Annotated in this window: 20 protein-coding genes; 2 read left to right on the top strand and 18 right to left on the bottom strand. The window is 54.4% G+C overall.

From position 1 onward, the window contains the following. Positions 1-90 precede the first annotated feature (90 nt). The 13 genes from BN4275_RS13670 to BN4275_RS13610 all read right to left on the bottom strand — a co-directional run bounded on the left by BN4275_RS13670 (position 91) and on the right by BN4275_RS13610 (position 10,532). Positions 91-900 (bottom strand): response regulator, encoded by an 810-nt coding sequence (locus BN4275_RS13670; protein WP_066459252.1) that lies wholly within the window; start codon positions 898-900, stop codon positions 91-93. After that, positions 897-2,168 carry a sensor histidine kinase gene (locus BN4275_RS13665; protein ID WP_066459250.1) on the bottom strand — a complete coding sequence of 424 codons (1,272 nt, stop codon included), beginning with the start codon at positions 2,166-2,168 and terminating at the stop codon, positions 897-899. The genes BN4275_RS13670 and BN4275_RS13665 overlap by 4 nt, the downstream gene beginning before the upstream one ends. A 515-nt stretch (positions 2,169-2,683) precedes the next feature. After that, positions 2,684-3,220, bottom strand: a complete 537-nt coding sequence (hpf, locus tag BN4275_RS13660; protein WP_066459249.1) for a ribosome hibernation-promoting factor, HPF/YfiA family — start codon at positions 3,218-3,220, stop codon at positions 2,684-2,686. 149 nt (positions 3,221-3,369) lie between these two features. Then, positions 3,370-4,206 (bottom strand): fumarate hydratase, encoded by an 837-nt coding sequence (locus BN4275_RS13655; RefSeq protein ID WP_066459247.1) that lies wholly within the window; start codon positions 4,204-4,206, stop codon positions 3,370-3,372. A gap of 2 nt (positions 4,207-4,208) precedes the next feature. Continuing rightward, positions 4,209-5,360 (bottom strand): amidohydrolase, encoded by a 1,152-nt coding sequence (locus tag BN4275_RS13650; RefSeq protein ID WP_066459246.1) that lies wholly within the window; start codon positions 5,358-5,360, stop codon positions 4,209-4,211. Between the two features lie 64 nt (positions 5,361-5,424). Further along, complete coding sequence (locus BN4275_RS13645; RefSeq protein WP_066459244.1) at positions 5,425-5,934, bottom strand: S1 RNA-binding domain-containing protein; 510 nt, start codon at positions 5,932-5,934, stop codon at positions 5,425-5,427. 67 nt (positions 5,935-6,001) lie between these two features. Then, a complete protein-coding gene (locus tag BN4275_RS13640; RefSeq protein ID WP_066459242.1) occupies positions 6,002-6,292 on the bottom strand; it encodes an FtsB family cell division protein in 291 nt (96 codons plus the stop codon). A gap of 15 nt (positions 6,293-6,307) precedes the next feature. After that, positions 6,308-6,841, bottom strand: coding sequence for a spore cortex biosynthesis protein YabQ (gene yabQ / locus BN4275_RS13635; protein ID WP_066459240.1), 534 nt, complete (start codon positions 6,839-6,841; stop codon positions 6,308-6,310). Positions 6,842-6,880: 39 nt separating this feature from the next. Beyond that, positions 6,881-7,162 carry a YabP/YqfC family sporulation protein gene (locus BN4275_RS13630; protein WP_066459238.1) on the bottom strand — a complete coding sequence of 94 codons (282 nt, stop codon included), beginning with the start codon at positions 7,160-7,162 and terminating at the stop codon, positions 6,881-6,883. Positions 7,163-7,284: 122 nt separating this feature from the next. Next, positions 7,285-7,527 (bottom strand): RNA-binding S4 domain-containing protein, encoded by a 243-nt coding sequence (locus BN4275_RS13625; RefSeq protein WP_066459236.1) that lies wholly within the window; start codon positions 7,525-7,527, stop codon positions 7,285-7,287. 72 nt (positions 7,528-7,599) lie between these two features. Beyond that, complete coding sequence (locus tag BN4275_RS13620; protein WP_066459234.1) at positions 7,600-7,878, bottom strand: non-specific DNA-binding protein Hbs; 279 nt, start codon at positions 7,876-7,878, stop codon at positions 7,600-7,602. A gap of 24 nt (positions 7,879-7,902) precedes the next feature. Beyond that, positions 7,903-8,742 (bottom strand): nucleoside triphosphate pyrophosphohydrolase, encoded by an 840-nt coding sequence (gene mazG / locus BN4275_RS13615; protein ID WP_187116735.1) that lies wholly within the window; start codon positions 8,740-8,742, stop codon positions 7,903-7,905. A gap of 47 nt (positions 8,743-8,789) precedes the next feature. Beyond that, positions 8,790-10,532, bottom strand: a complete 1,743-nt coding sequence (locus BN4275_RS13610; protein WP_066459232.1) for a putative polysaccharide biosynthesis protein — start codon at positions 10,530-10,532, stop codon at positions 8,790-8,792. A 122-nt stretch (positions 10,533-10,654) separates the two neighbouring features. On the opposite strand from BN4275_RS13610, the gene BN4275_RS13605 reads away from it, so the two are divergent. After that, positions 10,655-11,332 (top strand): 5'-methylthioadenosine/adenosylhomocysteine nucleosidase, encoded by a 678-nt coding sequence (locus BN4275_RS13605; RefSeq protein ID WP_066459230.1) that lies wholly within the window; start codon positions 10,655-10,657, stop codon positions 11,330-11,332. A gap of 52 nt (positions 11,333-11,384) precedes the next feature. Here the strand turns inward: BN4275_RS13605 and BN4275_RS13600 are convergent, their stop codons facing one another. Further along, positions 11,385-12,764 carry an MATE family efflux transporter gene (locus BN4275_RS13600; protein WP_066459228.1) on the bottom strand — a complete coding sequence of 460 codons (1,380 nt, stop codon included), beginning with the start codon at positions 12,762-12,764 and terminating at the stop codon, positions 11,385-11,387. Positions 12,765-12,974: 210 nt separating this feature from the next. Between BN4275_RS13600 and BN4275_RS13595 the strand changes: the two genes are divergently transcribed. Continuing rightward, positions 12,975-13,430, top strand: coding sequence for a flavodoxin domain-containing protein (locus tag BN4275_RS13595; protein WP_066460439.1), 456 nt, complete (start codon positions 12,975-12,977; stop codon positions 13,428-13,430). Positions 13,431-13,485: 55 nt separating this feature from the next. Here the strand turns inward: BN4275_RS13595 and BN4275_RS13590 are convergent, their stop codons facing one another. The 4 genes from BN4275_RS13590 to dtd form a co-directional block, all read right to left on the bottom strand. Beyond that, positions 13,486-13,929: a zinc ribbon domain-containing protein gene (locus BN4275_RS13590; RefSeq protein WP_066459226.1), complete on the bottom strand. Its 444-nt coding sequence runs from the start codon at positions 13,927-13,929 to the stop codon at positions 13,486-13,488. Between the two features lie 105 nt (positions 13,930-14,034). Then, a complete protein-coding gene (gene hemZ / locus BN4275_RS13585; RefSeq protein ID WP_066459222.1) occupies positions 14,035-15,483 on the bottom strand; it encodes a coproporphyrinogen dehydrogenase HemZ in 1,449 nt (482 codons plus the stop codon). Then, on the bottom strand, positions 15,480-16,109 hold the full coding sequence (locus BN4275_RS13580; RefSeq protein ID WP_066459221.1) for an MBL fold metallo-hydrolase: 630 nt from the start codon (positions 16,107-16,109) through the stop codon (positions 15,480-15,482). The genes hemZ and BN4275_RS13580 overlap by 4 nt, the downstream gene beginning before the upstream one ends. 30 nt (positions 16,110-16,139) lie before the next feature. Then, positions 16,140-16,598: a D-aminoacyl-tRNA deacylase gene (gene dtd, locus BN4275_RS13575; protein WP_066459220.1), complete on the bottom strand. Its 459-nt coding sequence runs from the start codon at positions 16,596-16,598 to the stop codon at positions 16,140-16,142. Between the last annotated feature and the right edge of the window lie 2 nt (positions 16,599-16,600).

Here is a 16,600-nt window from a genome sequence, read left to right as displayed (position 1 = left end):
CTAATGAGCCATGACAACAAAACGACAACAAAAAGCCCTCGATTTCTTGTGAAATCGAGGGCTTACGTAAATTTTTTTGTATCGAAGCGACTATTGTTCACCGAACTTTGACATCAATGCAGCCGCTGTAAATTCCGCCCAGGAATAGTCCGTCATGTATTCGCCGTTAAAGCTGTTGATTGCAACCGTGTCGCCTGCCAGCGCCATATAGTAATCACAATCATACTGTTCCGGATCCATGATAATTGAATCGTTTGTTTCATTTATTATATGAGCCGCGCCCGCCTTTTTCAGCGATTTTATCATTTCACTGCGAAAAGCGGCAATCTGCTTTTGCCGTGAACGGTCATATAGCCCGTCGTCCCACAGAATATCCGCCAGCTTTCCCGCCGTGCATTTGGTCCCGCGCCGGTCAACCAAATAAGCCAGTAGCTCCTTGGATTTCGTCCGGCTAAAGGATACCGGTACATCGTCCACAAAAATTTCAAACGAGCCAAAGCATTGAATGCGAATCCGCTTATTGGGGACTGTTCGATCAGGCGGATGGCGCAGATTCTCCAGCTCAGTCCGAATGTTTTCCTTGGACACCGGTTTCATCACGTAACCGCTGGGCCGGAGCGCATAGGCCTCCTGCGCATACTGAGAAAAACCGGTGACAAACACAATATTTGTTTTCGGCGCTCGCTTCTTGATATGGTACGCCAGCTCCAATCCGCCCATATCGGGCAGCTCAATGTCGAGAAATGCGACCTCCGGGGCAGAACATCCTTCGTCCATTGCCGTCAGCAGCTCCTCGGCATAGGTAAAACTGTGCAACTCGCAGTTCGGCTCGGCGTCGGTAATCGCACGAGTCAGCATTTTCAGCTGAAGCGGCTCGTCGTCTACTGCATAAAAAATCATGGCGTTTCCCCCTTCGGAATTGTAATCACGGCAACCGTGCCAACACCCCGTGTACTTTCAACCGTCAGCGTACCGCCGCTCATGCGGGCAAGGCGGTCGCGGACGTTTTGTATGCCGATATGGGTGCGTCCATCGTCATGATGTTTCATCGGATCGAACCCCGCACCGTTGTCCTCCACAGTCAGAACAAAGGCCGTATCCGTCTCGCGGGTGGAGATTTTCACCGTGCCGCCCACTTTGGTTTTTGTGACCCCGTAGCGCACGGCATTTTCTACAATCGGCTGCAAGGTCAGCGTGGGCAGATGGAACAAGGTGGTTCTGATATCGTAGACCACATGCAGCTTATCCGGAAAACGCAGTTTTTCCAGCGAAAGATAATGCCTGGTATGCTCCAATTCTTTGGCAAAGCCAATAGGCTTGTCCATCGTCAGCGAGTCCATATTCCCCCGCAGGAACATGGAGAAGTCCGCGGTAGCCTTTTCGGCCGCAGCTGGGTCGTCCCTGCATAAGCATTGAATGGAACTGAGGGCGTTATAGAGAAAATGCGGCTGTATTTGGCTGAGCATGACGACAATACGGAATTGTGTCAATTCGTTTTCAAGCTTCTGTGTTTCAAACTGCACCATAGCATCCGCATGAATAAGTGCCGACCATTTTGAACGAGATTTGATCCACGAGAGAAATCCACCAATCAGATAAAAGAGCATGGCGTTAAATATGTCATAAATAAAAATTTCAAACGGCTTGACAAGAAAGCTCATTGTGATAAAAAGCAGATAGGCGAAGGTGGCAAACGCTAAGTTCTCCAGCGGATATGAATCAAAAACAACCTGTACCAGCAAAAGCATTCCGCAGGCAATCACCGCACAATCTTGCGGATAAAGGATCGTACCTATCATATTATATGTCAAGACCCATATGAAAAGAAAAAGCGTGGTAAGTATTCTGGAATAAAAGGGCATCGGCTGTCTGCGGCGTACTCCCTTAGTAACAAGAAGCATAGCGCCACAGACAACGGCCGCCATAATGAGTACCTTTGCGGAGCTACGCAGGGAAACTACGTTTGCGGTGCCCGCCATCCGGATCACTCCCCAATTTACAACTGCCAGCTCCAGCAGAATTACGGATACCGCGACAGCAAGCGCGCCGCTTAATATTTGCAGATTGTCTGCCGCGACCCGGCTGTCATAGAGAGCAAGAACTTCCTTGCTGTATCCCAGATAACGCCAGTAATTCAGTCTATCTTGCATTTTTCTTTTGCCGATCAAAGTGTTATATCTCCTTTGCGGAAGTACTTCGCCTTTTGTGGATCAGTGAACTTTTCGGCATTGGCAGGAATGCACCATAATCGCCCAAAGTACGAAACACCTGGAATACGCTCCGCTGCACAATATTGTGTTACTCACCTTTCTGAAACATCTCATTTGCAGGAGGCTTCTCGAATTGAAATATAGCCGCGCACTTGCTCAACCTCCATAAACATAATGATATGAACTATATTATATACGAATATTTGAATATGCACAAGAAAACAACTTACGCTGATCCTTCTGCAATAATTTTTCACACTCAAGGTTTTCATGAGAAAGGACAGATACCCAATTATCTAACAAATATGCGCTAATAACCATTTGTCATATATTTAATTTGTAAAAAGCAAAGGCGCGCCAAAATTACTCTTGACGCGCCTTTGTTTTTTGTATTTAGATTACCTTAAACCCTCGGTTCACAATTTGTCTTTATGACCACTTGGATTGGACCCGGGGGTTCTATTTTCCATCTATCAGCCTTTTGTGGGCTCCAGCACACCATAGGTTCCGTTGTGGCGTTTATAGACAACATTGGTCTCATTGGTCTCCGCGTTGAGGAAAACAAAGAATTCATGGGACAGCAGATTCATCTGAAGGATCGCTTCCTTGACATCCATCGGGCGCATGACGAAACGCTTGACGCGTTCGATCTCATACTCACCCACCGGACTCTCCTCCTGTTCTCCGGTTTCCAGATTGGATGGGTCAAACGCCGATGCACGCAGGCGTTTGCCAAGCTTGTTTTTATTCTTTACAATCTGGCGGAACAGGGAGTCCACAACGGCCTCCAGCGAATCAAAGCGGTCCGCGGTCGTTTTCTCCGCGCGGTAGAACATCCCCTGCGACTGAATTGTTACCTCCACTGTTTCCCGGTCACCCTCATTGGTCACGGTCACGATCGCCTTCGCAGTGTCATCGAAAAAGCGATCGAGCTTCTGGAGTTTTTTCTCGATCCGATCCTTAAAAGAATCACGAACCGAAGTCTTACGCGCTGTAATGGTGACGTTCATACATTCAACCCCTTTGCGTTATATCAAAACAGGTTTGTCCCTGTTTTTAACAAAGTGACTAGATTTCTTGTCTATAGTATACACCACATTCGTCGATTTTACAATAGGTATGCCAAATTTTACTTTTTAGACACAATATATGGGCGGCATCAAAGCACCCTGTGCGCGTGCCGCGTCACATGGCACCCCATGTTCACCGCCACGGGCAGGCATGCGATGTGGGTCGCGCCAGCTTCGATATTGACCGCCAGCGCGGTCACACGCCCGCCAAAGCCCTGCGGGCCGACACCGGTGCGGTTGACCGCTTCTAGCATCCGTTCCTCCAGATCCCGGTAAAGCGGGTCCGGATTGCGCACAGCCGTGCTGCGGCAGAGCGCCTTTTTCGCAAGCAGAGCGCTGCCTTCGAAATTCCCGCCGATCCCCACGCCAACCACGACCGGCGGGCAGGGGTTACCGCCCGCCGTTTCAACCGTGTGCGCCACAAAGTTGATGATGTCCTCCTCGCTCGCGGCCGGGGTCATCATCTTAATGGCGGACATATTTTCGCTGCCCGCGCCCTTTGGCGCCACCGTGATTTCGAGCCGGTCCCCCGGTATAATCTCCAGATGCAGAACCGCCGGGGTGTTATCGCCGGAATTAACCCGCCTCAGCGGATCGCTCACGACCGAACAGCGCAGCAGCCCGTCGAGATAGCCGCGCCGGACCCCTTCATTCACCGCACCGGGCAGATCTTTGACATGCGCGTCCTCCCCGAGGCGCACAAATACAACTGCCATGCCGGTGTCCTGGCAGACTGGTATCTGCTTCTGTTCCGCCACTTCAAAGTTGCGGACGATGTCGCCGAGCACCTCCCGGCCGAGCGGGGATTCCTCCTGCCCGCAGGCCGCCCGCAGACAGTCCTTCATATCCTCCGGCAGAATCCTGTTCGCCTCGATACACAGCTCCTTCACCGTTTCAATCACCAATTTCCGATCGATTTCACGCATCTTTACCGCACCTTCCTTCCGTCAATAAACACCGCCACGGGTTTCGCATGGGTTTGCATCGGTTCCCCATCAAAAAGCACGATGTCCGCGTCCTTGCCAGCCTCCAGCGTGCCGATCCGGTTTTCCAGCCGTACCATCCGCGCCGCCTCGCAGGTGACCGCTCTTAACGCCGCCTGCGGGTCCATCCCCTCATCGGCGGCGAGCTGAGCGCTCATGAGCAGATACCGCTGCGGCACCTCCGGATGGTCGGTGCAGATTGCGACCGACACACCCGCTTTTGTAAGGATTCCTCCCCCCGCCGCGTCCGCTTTCGCAAGCTCCGGCTTGGTGCGCGCGCCAATGAGCGGCCCGACAATGCACGATGCACGCTCGGCGGCGAGCTCCTGGGCCACCAGATGTCCCTCGGTCGCGTGGATGATCACGTAGTCGAGCGAGAATTCCTTCGCAATGCGGATTGCTGTAAAGATGTCGTCCGCGCGGTGCGCATGGAAATGCGCCTGGATTTCCCCACGCAGGAGCGGCAGCAGCGCTTCGCATTTCGCGTCGTATTCCGGCTCGTCCAGCTCTTCATCCTGCGCCGCCTCGTCCATCTGCTGCCGGTATTTCTGCGCCTTATGAAGCTGCTCCCGGATAAGCGCCGCAATCGCCATACGGGTCGCCGGGCCCTGCTGCTTTTCATGGTAACTGGTTTTGGGATTTTCACCCAGCGCGAATTTCATCGCAAGCGGCGCCTTCACCGCCATATCGTCCACCCTGCGGCCGTACGTCTTGACGGCGCAAAGCTGCCCAGCCACCGGATTGGCGCTTCCCGGCCCGGTGACAACGGTGGTCACCCCCCAGTCGAGCGCCTCCGAAAAGGCGCGGTCGAACGGGTTCACCCCGTCGATGCCACGCAGGTGCGGCGTGCACGGATCGGTATCCTCGTTGCCGTCATCGCCTTCGAAGCCAAGCCCGTCCTCCCACATGCCGATGTGGCTATGCGGGTCGATAAGCCCCGGCAAAGCAACCGCGCCTTTCGCGTCGAATACTTCCGGGTCCTTTGGACACGCTTGCATCGGGCCGACCGCGCCGAGCTTTGTTCCATCTATTTGGATATATCCCCACGGATAATCTTTCCCAGCCATCGTGCGGATATCTGCGTTTATGATAACCATAACATATTCCCAGCCTTTCCTTTTTTATACACGAAAAGAGGCGCCGAAGCGCCTCTCCATTGCGTTATCTCTGCGGGTTCCTGTTCCGGGAAGTCCCGCGTTTGACGTCCGTGTACTTCTTCAGGTCGGAGATCTTGTCCTCACTGGTCTGCTTAAACTTGCTCATCATATCTTCAAAGGACATATTCTCACTGGAAATGGCCTGCCGGCGGTCAAACCCATAGGAAACCTCGCGCGGCGGACGGCGCTGGAAAGCCGGACGCTGCGGGCGTTCGCCGCCCTGCGCATTCGGCCCATTCTGATTGAAAGGACGTGAAGCAGGCTGTTGCACGGGCTGTGCAGGCGCGACCTGTTTGATCGAGAGGCTCACTTTTCCTTCCGGTGTAATACCGATAATCTTCACCTTAACCATCTGATTCTGGGAAAGATGATCGGAAATCTCCTTGACGTAAGACGAAGCCACCTCCGAAATATGTACCATTCCGGTTTTGCCGCCTGGTAGCTCGATAAACGCCCCGAATTTGGTAATGCCGGTAACTTTTCCCTCTACAATACTGCCAACCTCAAGCTGCATAGTCTGTTACGCTGCCTCCTTAACGATCTGGTGTTTTATACATGAATCGCATCCGCGATAGAATACTTCAGGAACCGGAGGCATCACGAAAGACCCGCTCGTCCGAACGGCCCATATCCAACTTGTCGCGCGCGATCCGGGCAAGGAAATCCTCGTCGTCACCATAGCTGAGCTGGCGTTCGATATCCTTCACCGCGGTCTGCTGCGCCTCCAATTGAGTCTGCAGGCCGGCCAGTTCACTGCGCTTGGAGGTAATCTCCATTTGCAGCGATACCAGAGAAACCACGACATATGCAGTAAATGCAAATACACAGAGACGGATCAACAGATTCTTTTTTCGCGCTCTTGTCGTTTTCATATCCTGCTTTTTGCCCTACCCCTCAACCTTTTTCCTTTGCCGCTTCCATTTCGGCGGCTTTCTTAGATTATACAATAAACTGCTGTGCTTTTTCAAGTGCATCCTGGAATTTTTCGCTTTGTTTTTTAGCCAATTTGCCAAATTCTTCATGATTCTACCTGAAAATCTTCCAATTCTTTCTACCAGGCGCCAAACCGGTGCGATCAACAGCCGCCAGATGGTCTGGAATACCCATTTGACGCCTGCAATGATCCTGCGGCTGACCCCAATGATGAATGCACCGACCGTGCAGTAATAAAGTGTGAAACCAACAACTTCCCCGATCAGGACAAACATCCGGATCTGTCCGCAGTCCATCATGATGAAAAACAAAAAGGTGGACGCCGTGCAGATGCCTGCAAACAGCACATCCTCCGCCACCACCACGGCGGGCGGGTTATAGACCGCGATCCGGATGATCCGGAAGATATCATAGCACACGCCCAAAAGCGCCCCCAGCACGATCGATGACAGGAACATCCAGGTCTGTCCGGCAATCGTGATCTCCATTCGATCCCCTTCCTCTCGTGAAATCGATCATACCACGCTTTACCGGAATAATTTGCCGAAAATACCACCCCGTACCGGATGATTGTCCGCATAGCTGAGCGCGTCGATCCGTTCGCTTTCCAGGTTGAGTTCTCCGGTGTCCACATCGATCCGGTTGATGTGCAGCCCTTCTCCGCGGATTTCCAGTTCCCCGGTCTCGACAAACAGGACCACCGTCTGTTCATCAAAGCTGTCGATATCGGTGACGCCCGAAATGGTAAGCCGCTTGCGGCCTTCCATAATGATATTGTGCTGCGTTGGAATTTTTTTCTCTTCCGCCATGTCCGCTTCCTCCCATAACGATATTCCCTAATATTTATGCGCGCGCCGCGCCGCATATACCGCCCGCGGGACAATCCCATGGAAAAAGCCGCCGGCAGATGCCGGCGGCTTTGCGTTCAGATCTATTCCACAACCGTGTACCCTTCGGCAGCGGTATCTTTGGTGGCGTATTCGCTCACCTTGACCACCTTGACCTTGAGCGGTCGCTGTCCGAGATTGATTTCGATGAGGTCGCCCTCCTTCACGTCGTAGGACGCACGGGCAACCTTGCCGTTCACCACGATCCGGCCCGCGTCGCACGCCTCGTTCGCAACTGTGCGGCGTTTGATCAGGCGGGTTACTTTGAGATATTTATCAAGCCTCATAGGGCCTCCTTCAAAAAAAAAACCCCGCCGCATCTTTGATACGGCAGGTCCCTTTTTCCCAAATAAATGTTTTTATTTACCAGCAACGGCGTCTTTCAGAGCCTTACCAGCCTTAAAGGAAGGAACAGTCGCAGCAGCGATGGTGATCTCCTCTTTGGTGATCGGGTTGATGCCCTTTCTCTCGTTGCGGTTCTTGGTCTCGAAGGTGCCGAAACCGACCAGTGCGACCTTCTCACCGGCTTTGAGCGCATCGGTGATCGCGTCTACAACCGCGCCGACTGCCTTCTCGCTATCCTTCTTGGAAAGCCCGGATTTCTCTGCAACCGCATTGATAAGCTCTGCTTTTGTCATATTAATGACCTCCGTTATATAATTTTAATTTATATCTTCAGACAATTTTGCCTGTGATAATACGTCCTTATTGTTTTTGGCGTCCTTCCAGAGCCCGTCCAGTATTTCGATGGACGAAGCCTTCATATCCACGCCGCGTTCTTTCGCCAGCTTTTCCACCCGCTCAAACCGCCCGATAAACTTGTCGCAGGATTTTGCGAGCGCGTCCTCCGGATCGCTGCCCACGAACCTTGCCACATTCACCGCCGCGAACAAGAGGTCTCCCAGCTCTTCGTCGATATGCGCCTGATTCCCCTGTGCGACCGCCTCCTTAAGCTCCGCGATCTCGCTTTCCAAAACCCGTATCGTCCAACCGGTATCCGGATAATCGAACCCCGCCTTTGCCGCGCGATGCTGTACCTTTTCACTGCGCATCAGCGCCGGGAATACCGCTGGAACGCTCCGCAGCGTTTCTGCCGCCGTGGTCTGCCCTTTTGACGCTTCCTTGATCTTGTCCCAGTTTGTGAGGACTTCGTCGGTCCCGGAAACCCGCGTTTCACCGAACACATGCGGATGACGCAGGATCAGCTTTTTACAGATTCCGTCACAGACATCGTCAAACGCAAAACGGCCAGCTTCCTCCTCAATGCGGGAATGAAACACAATCTGCAGGAGCACGTCCCCGAGTTCCTCTTTGAGCAGCTCCGCGTCCTGCGTGTCGATCGCTTCCAAAACCTCGTAGGTTTCCTCCAGGAAGTTCTTGCGGATGGTGTGGTGATCCTGCTTTGCATCCCAGGGACACCCGTCTTTCGAACGCAGCAGCTTCATGATTGCAACGAGGTCGTTTATATCATACGAAGTTTTCTTCTGAAAATCCACTGGCATCCGCTCAAAGTCCTTTCCCAGCCGCTTTTACAGCTACGATTAGTATTCTACCCTAAAAGGGACAGCTTTTCAAGTAGCTTCGCAAACTTTTCTGCGCCCGGCACCATTAAAAAATCGACTTTTGTCAATGTTTTTGTGAATAATATGATAAATAGGTACACAATGCCCCCAATTCCGATGGAAACCAGCGTCGAAAGCCGCTCCGGAAGCAAACTTGCCAACATTTCCCAGCTTAATTTTGCCGCAATTCCACACAAAATTCCGGCAAAAAGCGGCTTGCCAAATACCCCGATTACCGGGATTTCAACATCGGTTGTCCGGATGAGCACCCACAGGCTCACCAGCAGAACAAATGCGTAACACCCCAGTGTTCCAATCGGCGCTGCCTGAATATTGAGCTGCGGAACCGGCACCAGCAGATAATTCATTGCAAGCTTGAGAAGCCCGCCGATAAAAAGCAGCTTCACCGGCAGATCCGCATGGCCGAGCGCCTGTAGGATCGCGTTGACCGGCAGCGAAAGCGCCACAAAGATCGCGCTGATCCCCATGACGCGCAGTGCGGGCGCGATCACGGCAACCTCCATCGGTTTTGTAAAATAGAGCAGGTGCATGATTGGTTCCGCCAGCGCGCAGATGCCAAAACCCGCGGGCATCGCGATCAGCGACGCGATGCGCAGAGCGGAGGAAACGTTGCGGGTCAGGCGGACACGGTCGCGGGAGGCCCATGCCGCCGAAACCGCCGGAAGCAGGCTCACTCCGATCGTCGTGGTCAGCGACGGCACCAGATTATAAATCGGAACCGCAAGGCCGGAATAGCAGCCGTAGAGGTAGGAGCCGAGCTTATCGAGCCCCACCCCTTCCGGGATCGCTCCCGCATACATCCCGGTGATGAGCGGGGCGTTTTCCGCAATCGCTTCGTTCAGTTGGTTCATAACCGAGATAAGATCGATGAATGTGGTTAGATTCGCAATGACCGATGCCACACAGACCGGCAGGGCGATTGCCAGCAGCCGCCGCACCAGCGTCCCGGCCGGGGAACTGTGCGGCGCGGCCCGCCACTGGCCGCTGCTGATTCCCACCTTTCCCAGTTTGTGGCGCGCCACCATATAAAGCGCGCCGCAAACCGTGCTGAGGGTTACGCCAAGGATCGCTCCCGCCGCCGCAAACGGCAGCACCGCGAGCTGCGCTTGCTCCGACGATGGGCAGGCCGTCCCGAACACCGTCCCTGCCCGTGCGAATTCACGCATCCCGGCCAGGGTGATCAGATAGGCCAGCGCCAGCCCAAAAATAAGCTTGGCCACCGCTTCCACAATCTGCGAGACCGCGGTCGGGACCATGTCCTGCAGCCCCTGCCAGTAGCCTCGGAAAGCCGCCATCACACAGCCAAAAAAAAGTGCGGGCGCAAGCATCCAGATGGCATAACAGGCGTCCGGGTTGTCAACCAGGCCGGCAAACCAGCGCGCCCCAACAAACATCAGGATTGTTCCGCAGCTCCCAATTGAGACAAATACGGTTGCGGAAACACGCAGGAGCCTGCGCGCGTCCCGCGCACGCCCGCAAGCGATGCTCTCGCTCACAAGCTTTGAAACCGCTACCGGTACGCCCGACACAAACAGCGCATAAAGCGGATAATAGAGGTCATAAGCAACATTGAAATAGCTCATGCCCACACCGCCGAGGATATTGGTCAGCGGGATCTTGAACAGTACCCCGATCACTTTGACAGTCATCGTTCCCGCCGCCAGCACCATGGTGCCGTACAGATAGCCCTGTTTGTGCTGCTGGTTCATCCGTTTCCCTCCGCCTGAAAAAGATAATATAGCTTTATGAACGCACAGCGGCAATTATGATTGCATTCCCCGGCTTGATCGGTTAAAATGATACCACTGAACAATTGGAAGGATGCAAAAACATGGTTACAATCGGCATTATCTGTGCAATGGACAGCGAATTTGATCTCATCAAGCAGGCCTGCTCCCATGGGAAGACCGAAACCTCCGGGCGTTTCACTTTCTATGTGGCGGAATATGGCGGAAAACGGGTGGTCGCCTCCCTGTGCGGCGTGGGCAAGGTAAACGCCGCTGCCTGCACGCAGGCGATCATCTCCGGATACCGGCCCGACTACTTTCTCAACAGCGGCGTAGCGGGCGCGCTTTCCGGACGGCTGCATATCCTCGACATCGTGGTTGCGGACGAACTTGTTTATCACGATCTGGAAGAACGGCTGCTCGAAAATTATTTCCCGCGCTGCGGACGTTTCAAGGCGGACAAACGCTTGCAGGCGCTCGTTCAGGAAATTTGCGCCGGACAGCAGATCCCCTGCATCACCGGACGGATCACCTCCGGGGACCAGTTTGTCACCGATTCCGCCGTGAAGGATCGGATCTTTTCCGCGACCAGCGCGGACGCAATCGAAATGGAAGGCTGCGCGGTGGGACATGTCTGCTATCTAAACGAGGTGCCGTTTGCAATCGTACGGTGCATTTCGGACGGCGCGGACGACCAGGGGGATATGGATTATGACACCTTTGTCGGACATGCCGCCAAACGTTGTGCAAAGCTCACCCTTGCCCTGATTGAACGGATCTGACAAAAAAAGTGCGCTTAAAAATAAGCGCACTTTTCTATGTTTTGGAACCGTTTTAGACCCAGCCGGTTTCTTCCAGCGGAACAAGGTCACGAATCCGGTTATTGTAAAGCGAACGGTACATGGCAAGCGCCATCAAAAGTGAAGCGATCTCCGCGACTGGAAAGGCGATCCACACGCCGTCCAGCCCAATCCATTTTGCCATCAGCCACGCTACCGGCAAGATGACGACCAACTGCCGCGTCACCGACATGAGCAGGCTGAACATCCCGTTTCCAACCGCTTGGAACACCGAGGAAAAGACAATGCTGATTCCCGCGCCCAGAAAGCTGATGCTGATGATCCGAAGCGCTGTAACGCCGATCTGGAGCATCGCCGGGGATGCATTGAAAATCTGGAGAAGCGGCCTAGGAAAAATCTGGAATATCACCGTCCCCACTGCCATGATGCAGGTCGAATAGCAAAGCCCGTGTTTGACGGCCGCTGTGATCCGATCCCTTTTGCGCGCCCCAAAATTATACGCCACAATCGGGATAAGGCCATTGTTAAGTCCAAAAATCGGCATAAAAACAAAGCTCTGCAGTTTGAAATAGACACCGAAAACCGCAGCGGCGGTTTCGGTGAACGGAATGAGGATCTTATTCATCCCAATTGTCATCACCGTCGCGATCGACTGCATGATGATCGAAGGGACGCCAACCTTGTAGATTTCCCCAATAATCCGCGCGCTTGGGCGAAAATGCCGGAAGTCAAGCCTGATCTCCCGGTTGTAGAAATGATTCAGCACAAGCCCCAGCGCCATCCCAAAGATCTGGCCCGCCACCGTCGCGATCGCGGCGCCTTTTACCCCCATTTTCGGCATACCGCAGAGCCCGAAAATAAAAATCGGGTCCAGGATGATATTGGTGATCGCACCGCCGCCCTGGGTGAGCATATAAAAAATCGTATTGCCGGTGGCCTGCATAATACGTTCCACTGCAAACTGCATAAACACGCCGAACGACATCACCGTGCAGACGGTCAGATAATCGGCTCCCATCGAAACGATCTCCGCATTGTCGGTAAACATGCGGAAAAAGGGCTCGGCAAAGAGCAGTCCCGCCACCGCAAAAACCAGCCCGCTGAGCAATCCGAGCAGCAGACCATTTTCCGCGGTGGCGTTTGCATCGGCAAAATTTCGTTCACCCAGCTTGCGGGACAGGAGCGAGTTGATCCCAACACCTGTGCCGACCGCCACCGCAATGATCAGGTTCTGCACCGGAAACGCCAACGAAACAGCAGTCAGTGCGTTTTCGCTGATCTGCGCCACAAAGACGCTGTCGACAACGTTATAAAGCGCCTGCACCAGCATCGAACCGATAATCGGCAGCGACATGCTCAGCAGCAGAGGCCCGACCGGCATGACACCCATCTTATTTTCTTTTCTCTCTTCCATTCCTTTTCCAATCCTCTTTTCTATAAGTGGCAATATATTATAACATAGCCGCATAGAAAAAGAAACTGTTTTCCAGAAAGCTCCGCGCACCAGGGGGCCTGCCTTGCAAACCGGCGGACGGTGTGGTATCATAGCCGCAGGGCGCCGGCCTGGCCCCGTCCATCCCGCACCCCAAATATGCCGCCGGAAGATCCGGATCTGGAGGAAAAAATGGCTGATATTGCAATCGTCTATGCATCGATCCACCACGGAAACACCAAAAAGCTGCTGGAAAAAGCCGCGCAGATGCTCGAAATCGACCTCTATGACGCCGCGCAGGACTGCCCGCTGGATCTGTCCCATTACAAAGCAGTCGGGTTCGCATCCGGCATTTACATGTCCGCTTTCCATAAATCGCTCGATGCCTATCTGGCGCAAAACCCGTTTCTTCCCCCCAAAACCTTCCTTGCCTATACGAGCGGGAGCGGCGGGAAAAAATATGCCGCAAAATTTGAAGCGGCTCTGCGTGAAAAGGGATTGCAGGTCCTGGGGATCTTCCAATGTAAGGGGTACGATACCTTCGGGCCGTGGAAGCTGATTGGCGGCATTGCAAAAGGACGCCCATCAAAACAGGATGCCGACGATTTAATCGATTTTATGCGGGAGCAGGTTTTACACTTTCTTTGATACAAAAAGGCTTCGTCCCATGGGACGAAGCCTTTTTCGCTTTTCAAACCGCGGTTTATTCCTCCGCGCCGGACGTATCCTGCGCATCTGTTTTCGGAGCGGGCTGTTCCTCTTGGGCAGGCTCCTCCGCCTTCTCTTCCGTCTTCAGGGCCGCGCCGCACCGCGCGCAGTAAATCGCGCCAATCGGATTTGCCGCCATGCAGTTCGGACATTTTACAACGTTTTTCATCTCATCGATCTTTGCGTTGAGCGCCTCGAGTTCCTCAAGCTGCGCAGTGATTTCCGCAATGCACATCTCGATCAGTTCCTCATTCTCCGCACCCGCCTTATTGAGCTCATAGATAATTTCACCGAGCTTCAGGTAATTCGCGTCAATATCCGACTTGAGCTGGGTGGCCTGCATCCGCAGCTTTGCCAGTTCGGTCAGTTCCTGCGCCTTGTTTCCGGCCACATTGGCTAGTTCTTTCGCTTTCAAAAACAGTTCGTCAAATCCGCTCATCTATGTTGACCTCCCATTATTTTTCTAGTTACATTATACCCTACCGCATCTGCCAATACAAGGGACCGATGACCTGCAAAATGTAAACTTTTATCACAGATCCTGTCAGATCCCGCCCTGTCCATAAAAGGCGCGGACCCGATCCTTGCGTTCCCGCGCGGCTTCAGGCCGGGCGATGTATTCATAGGGATATTTGTAGTTGTAAATCCGCTCGATCTCCCCTGTCATGGGATGGCGCAGTTTGGTCGACGCACCCGCCCCTACCGCAAGGACCGTGTGGGTTTCGTCCATGATATAGATATTGTAGAGCCCTTCTCTGCCAGGCTTGGCGTACCCGACGTTTTCAAGGCTCGAAAGCGACCCGGTCTGCCGGTAGAGGTAATACGGCCCATATCCTGCCGCCGCGAGCGTTCGCCGTGCATAATCCACCATGCCGCCTACAAGCATAAGCTCGCTTTTCGCCTCCTCAAAAGCCAGCCGCGCAGCGCGTTTGACAGTCAGCGTGTGCACTGTGACATTTTCCGGCTCCATCGCGGCCACACCGTCGAGGCTTGCCCGGAACCCTTCCGGCGTATCAGACGGCAAACCCGCGATCAGATCCATGTTGATATTGTCAAAACCACAGTTCCGCGCCAGCGCAAAGGCGTCGCGCACCTCGGCGGCGGAATGTCTGCGGCCGATTGCCTCCAACACCTTATCCGAAAGAGTCTGCGGGTTGATGCTAATTCGATCCGCGCCCGCCGCCTTGATGACCGAGAGCTTGTCCGCATCGATCGTATCCGGCCGGCCGGCCTCCACCGTGTATTCCCAAAGCTCCCGCAGGTCGAAGTGATCCGCGATCACGCCCATGACCCGTCCAAGCTGCGCGGCGGAAAGGGTCGTCGGCGTGCCGCCGCCGAAATAGACAGTGCGCAGCTTGAGATGCAGGTCGGAAGCGATCTTTGCCGTATGGATCAGCTCTTCACAGAGCCGGTCCACATAATCTGGTATCAGCTTCGCGGCCTTTTCCACCGTGTGGGACACGAATGAACAGTAAGCGCACCGGGTCGGGCAGAACGGGATCGAGACGTAAAGCGAAAAGCTGTCCGGCGTCGAACGCGCGAGCAGCGGCCGCTCGGCCAGCGCGGTTTCCCGCGCGAGCGAAAAACGTTCTTCGCTCAGAAGGCAGCCGTCAATGAAATGACGGCGCAGCGCTTTTTCGTCCATGCCCGCGTCCATCCGCGATAGGAACAGTTTCACCGGTCGGATGCCGGTCAGAACGCCCCATTGCGGCCGGATGCCGGTCGCCCGCGAAAGGATCTGGTAAAGCAGCACGCCGAACTTGTGTTCAATATCCGCAGGCTGGTCGGCCGGCGACAGGTCATCAAACTCCGAAAGCCCCCACCGGCGGCATTCGGCCAAGAGCAGGCCGTCCGCAAGCCGTGTACAGAGGCTGTCCCGGTCGTCCGCGGGCGGCGCGCCTTCGCTCACCGTGACCTTCTCACCTGGGAAAAACATCTGTGCCACCCGCTGCAGCTCGTAACCAAATGTGTGGTTTTCAATATACAGAATCATTCGATTGTTTCCCGCAGGTACTGGTTATACTTACGCTCGTGGGAAAGGGTGCTCTCCGGGCCATGGCCAGGCAGCACCCGGTAGTCACCGTCGAGCGCCGCCAGCTTTTTAACCGAACGGATTTCGGTCGCATAGTCGCCGCCGTAGAGGTCGGCGCGGCCGATGTCCTCCAAAAACAGCGTGTCGCCGGTGAAAAGCAGGTCGCCGCACCGGTAGGTCACACCACCGCGGGTATGTCCCGGGGTATCAAAAACCTCAAAGCGCAGCTCACCCACTGTGATGGCGTCGCCCTCTTTCAGCAGCTCATCCGGGGTCATCACATATGCGCCGCCCAAGCCATGAGAGCGTGCGAGGCTCTTCGCCGGGTCGGCAAGCTGCTCCGCATCGTTTTCCCCGATCGCCAGCTTACAGCCGAATTTCTCCGCAACCGCTTTCGCCGCGCCGATATGGTCGTGATGCCCATGGGTGAACAGAATATATTCCGGCGTGAGGCCCTTTGCCTCGATGAATGAGATGAGTTTTTCCGCCTGCGCGCCCGGGTCGATCACAGCGCATCTGCCGCTGTCGTCCGCTGCGATATAACAGTTGGTCCCAAGCGGGCCGACCGGTTTGATATAAAGTTTCATCCATATGCCTCCTGTCCGTATGGGATGCGTTTATTTTTTCATGATCTCATTGGTGTCGAGAATGATGGTCACCGGGCCGTCGTTCTCGATCGAAACGAGCATATCCGCCCCGAAAGAACCGGTCTGTACCAGGCCGGCGCCGGCATCCTTTGCCGCGGCCACAAACCGCTCATAAAGCGAATTGGCGGTTTCAGGCCTGGCCGCGTTGGTGAAGGACGGACGCCGCCCATGCCGCGCATCGGCGCAGAGGGTAAAATTCGACACCACCAGCATCCCGCCGCCAATATCCAGGAGCGAACGGTTCAGCTTGCCGTTTTCATCCTCAAAGATGCGCAGATTGGCTGTTTTTTCCGCAAGAAAATCCGCCTCATCCACGCCGTCGCCGTCCACAACGCCGAGCAGAATTGCGAGCCCCTGCCCGATCTCCCCCACCGTTTCTCCCGCGATGGTCACTTTCGCGCTTTTTACACGCTGCAATACCGCTTTCATAA

It is taken from the genome of Anaerotruncus rubiinfantis, assembly GCF_900078395.1.
Lineage (GTDB): Bacteria > Bacillota > Clostridia > Oscillospirales > Ruminococcaceae > Anaerotruncus > Anaerotruncus rubiinfantis.
The sequence above is the reverse complement of the archived record's forward strand: the minus strand, read 5'-3'. Positions and strand labels throughout refer to the sequence as shown.

What these genes read in the sequence shown, in the direction of transcription:
- BN4275_RS13650 (WP_066459246.1), bottom strand. Translation starts at nt 5,360, where the DNA reads ATGGTTATCATAAACGCAGATATCCGCACGATGGCTGGGAAAGATTAT.
- BN4275_RS13620 (WP_066459234.1), bottom strand. Translation starts at nt 7,878, where the DNA reads ATGACAAAAGCAGAGCTTATCAATGCGGTTGCAGAGAAATCCGGGCTT.
- BN4275_RS13655 (WP_066459247.1), bottom strand. Translation starts at nt 4,206, where the DNA reads ATGCGTGAAATCGATCGGAAATTGGTGATTGAAACGGTGAAGGAGCTG.
- BN4275_RS13605 (WP_066459230.1), top strand. Translation starts at nt 10,655, where the DNA reads ATGGTTACAATCGGCATTATCTGTGCAATGGACAGCGAATTTGATCTC.
- BN4275_RS13640 (WP_066459242.1), bottom strand. Translation starts at nt 6,292, where the DNA reads ATGAAAACGACAAGAGCGCGAAAAAAGAATCTGTTGATCCGTCTCTGT.
- BN4275_RS13670 (WP_066459252.1), bottom strand. Translation starts at nt 900, where the DNA reads ATGATTTTTTATGCAGTAGACGACGAGCCGCTTCAGCTGAAAATGCTG.
- BN4275_RS13590 (WP_066459226.1), bottom strand. Translation starts at nt 13,929, where the DNA reads ATGAGCGGATTTGACGAACTGTTTTTGAAAGCGAAAGAACTAGCCAAT.
- mazG (WP_187116735.1), bottom strand. Translation starts at nt 8,742, where the DNA reads ATGCCAGTGGATTTTCAGAAGAAAACTTCGTATGATATAAACGACCTC.
- BN4275_RS13600 (WP_066459228.1), bottom strand. Translation starts at nt 12,764, where the DNA reads ATGGAAGAGAGAAAAGAAAATAAGATGGGTGTCATGCCGGTCGGGCCT.
- BN4275_RS13625 (WP_066459236.1), bottom strand. Translation starts at nt 7,527, where the DNA reads ATGAGGCTTGATAAATATCTCAAAGTAACCCGCCTGATCAAACGCCGC.
- yabQ (WP_066459240.1), bottom strand. Translation starts at nt 6,841, where the DNA reads ATGGAGATCACGATTGCCGGACAGACCTGGATGTTCCTGTCATCGATC.
- hpf (WP_066459249.1), bottom strand. Translation starts at nt 3,220, where the DNA reads ATGAACGTCACCATTACAGCGCGTAAGACTTCGGTTCGTGATTCTTTT.
- BN4275_RS13580 (WP_066459221.1), bottom strand. Translation starts at nt 16,109, where the DNA reads ATGAAACTTTATATCAAACCGGTCGGCCCGCTTGGGACCAACTGTTAT.
- BN4275_RS13645 (WP_066459244.1), bottom strand. Translation starts at nt 5,934, where the DNA reads ATGCAGCTTGAGGTTGGCAGTATTGTAGAGGGAAAAGTTACCGGCATT.
- BN4275_RS13595 (WP_066460439.1), top strand. Translation starts at nt 12,975, where the DNA reads ATGGCTGATATTGCAATCGTCTATGCATCGATCCACCACGGAAACACC.
- hemZ (WP_066459222.1), bottom strand. Translation starts at nt 15,483, where the DNA reads ATGATTCTGTATATTGAAAACCACACATTTGGTTACGAGCTGCAGCGG.
- BN4275_RS13610 (WP_066459232.1), bottom strand. Translation starts at nt 10,532, where the DNA reads ATGAACCAGCAGCACAAACAGGGCTATCTGTACGGCACCATGGTGCTG.
- BN4275_RS13630 (WP_066459238.1), bottom strand. Translation starts at nt 7,162, where the DNA reads ATGGCGGAAGAGAAAAAAATTCCAACGCAGCACAATATCATTATGGAA.
- dtd (WP_066459220.1), bottom strand. Translation starts at nt 16,598, where the DNA reads ATGAAAGCGGTATTGCAGCGTGTAAAAAGCGCGAAAGTGACCATCGCG.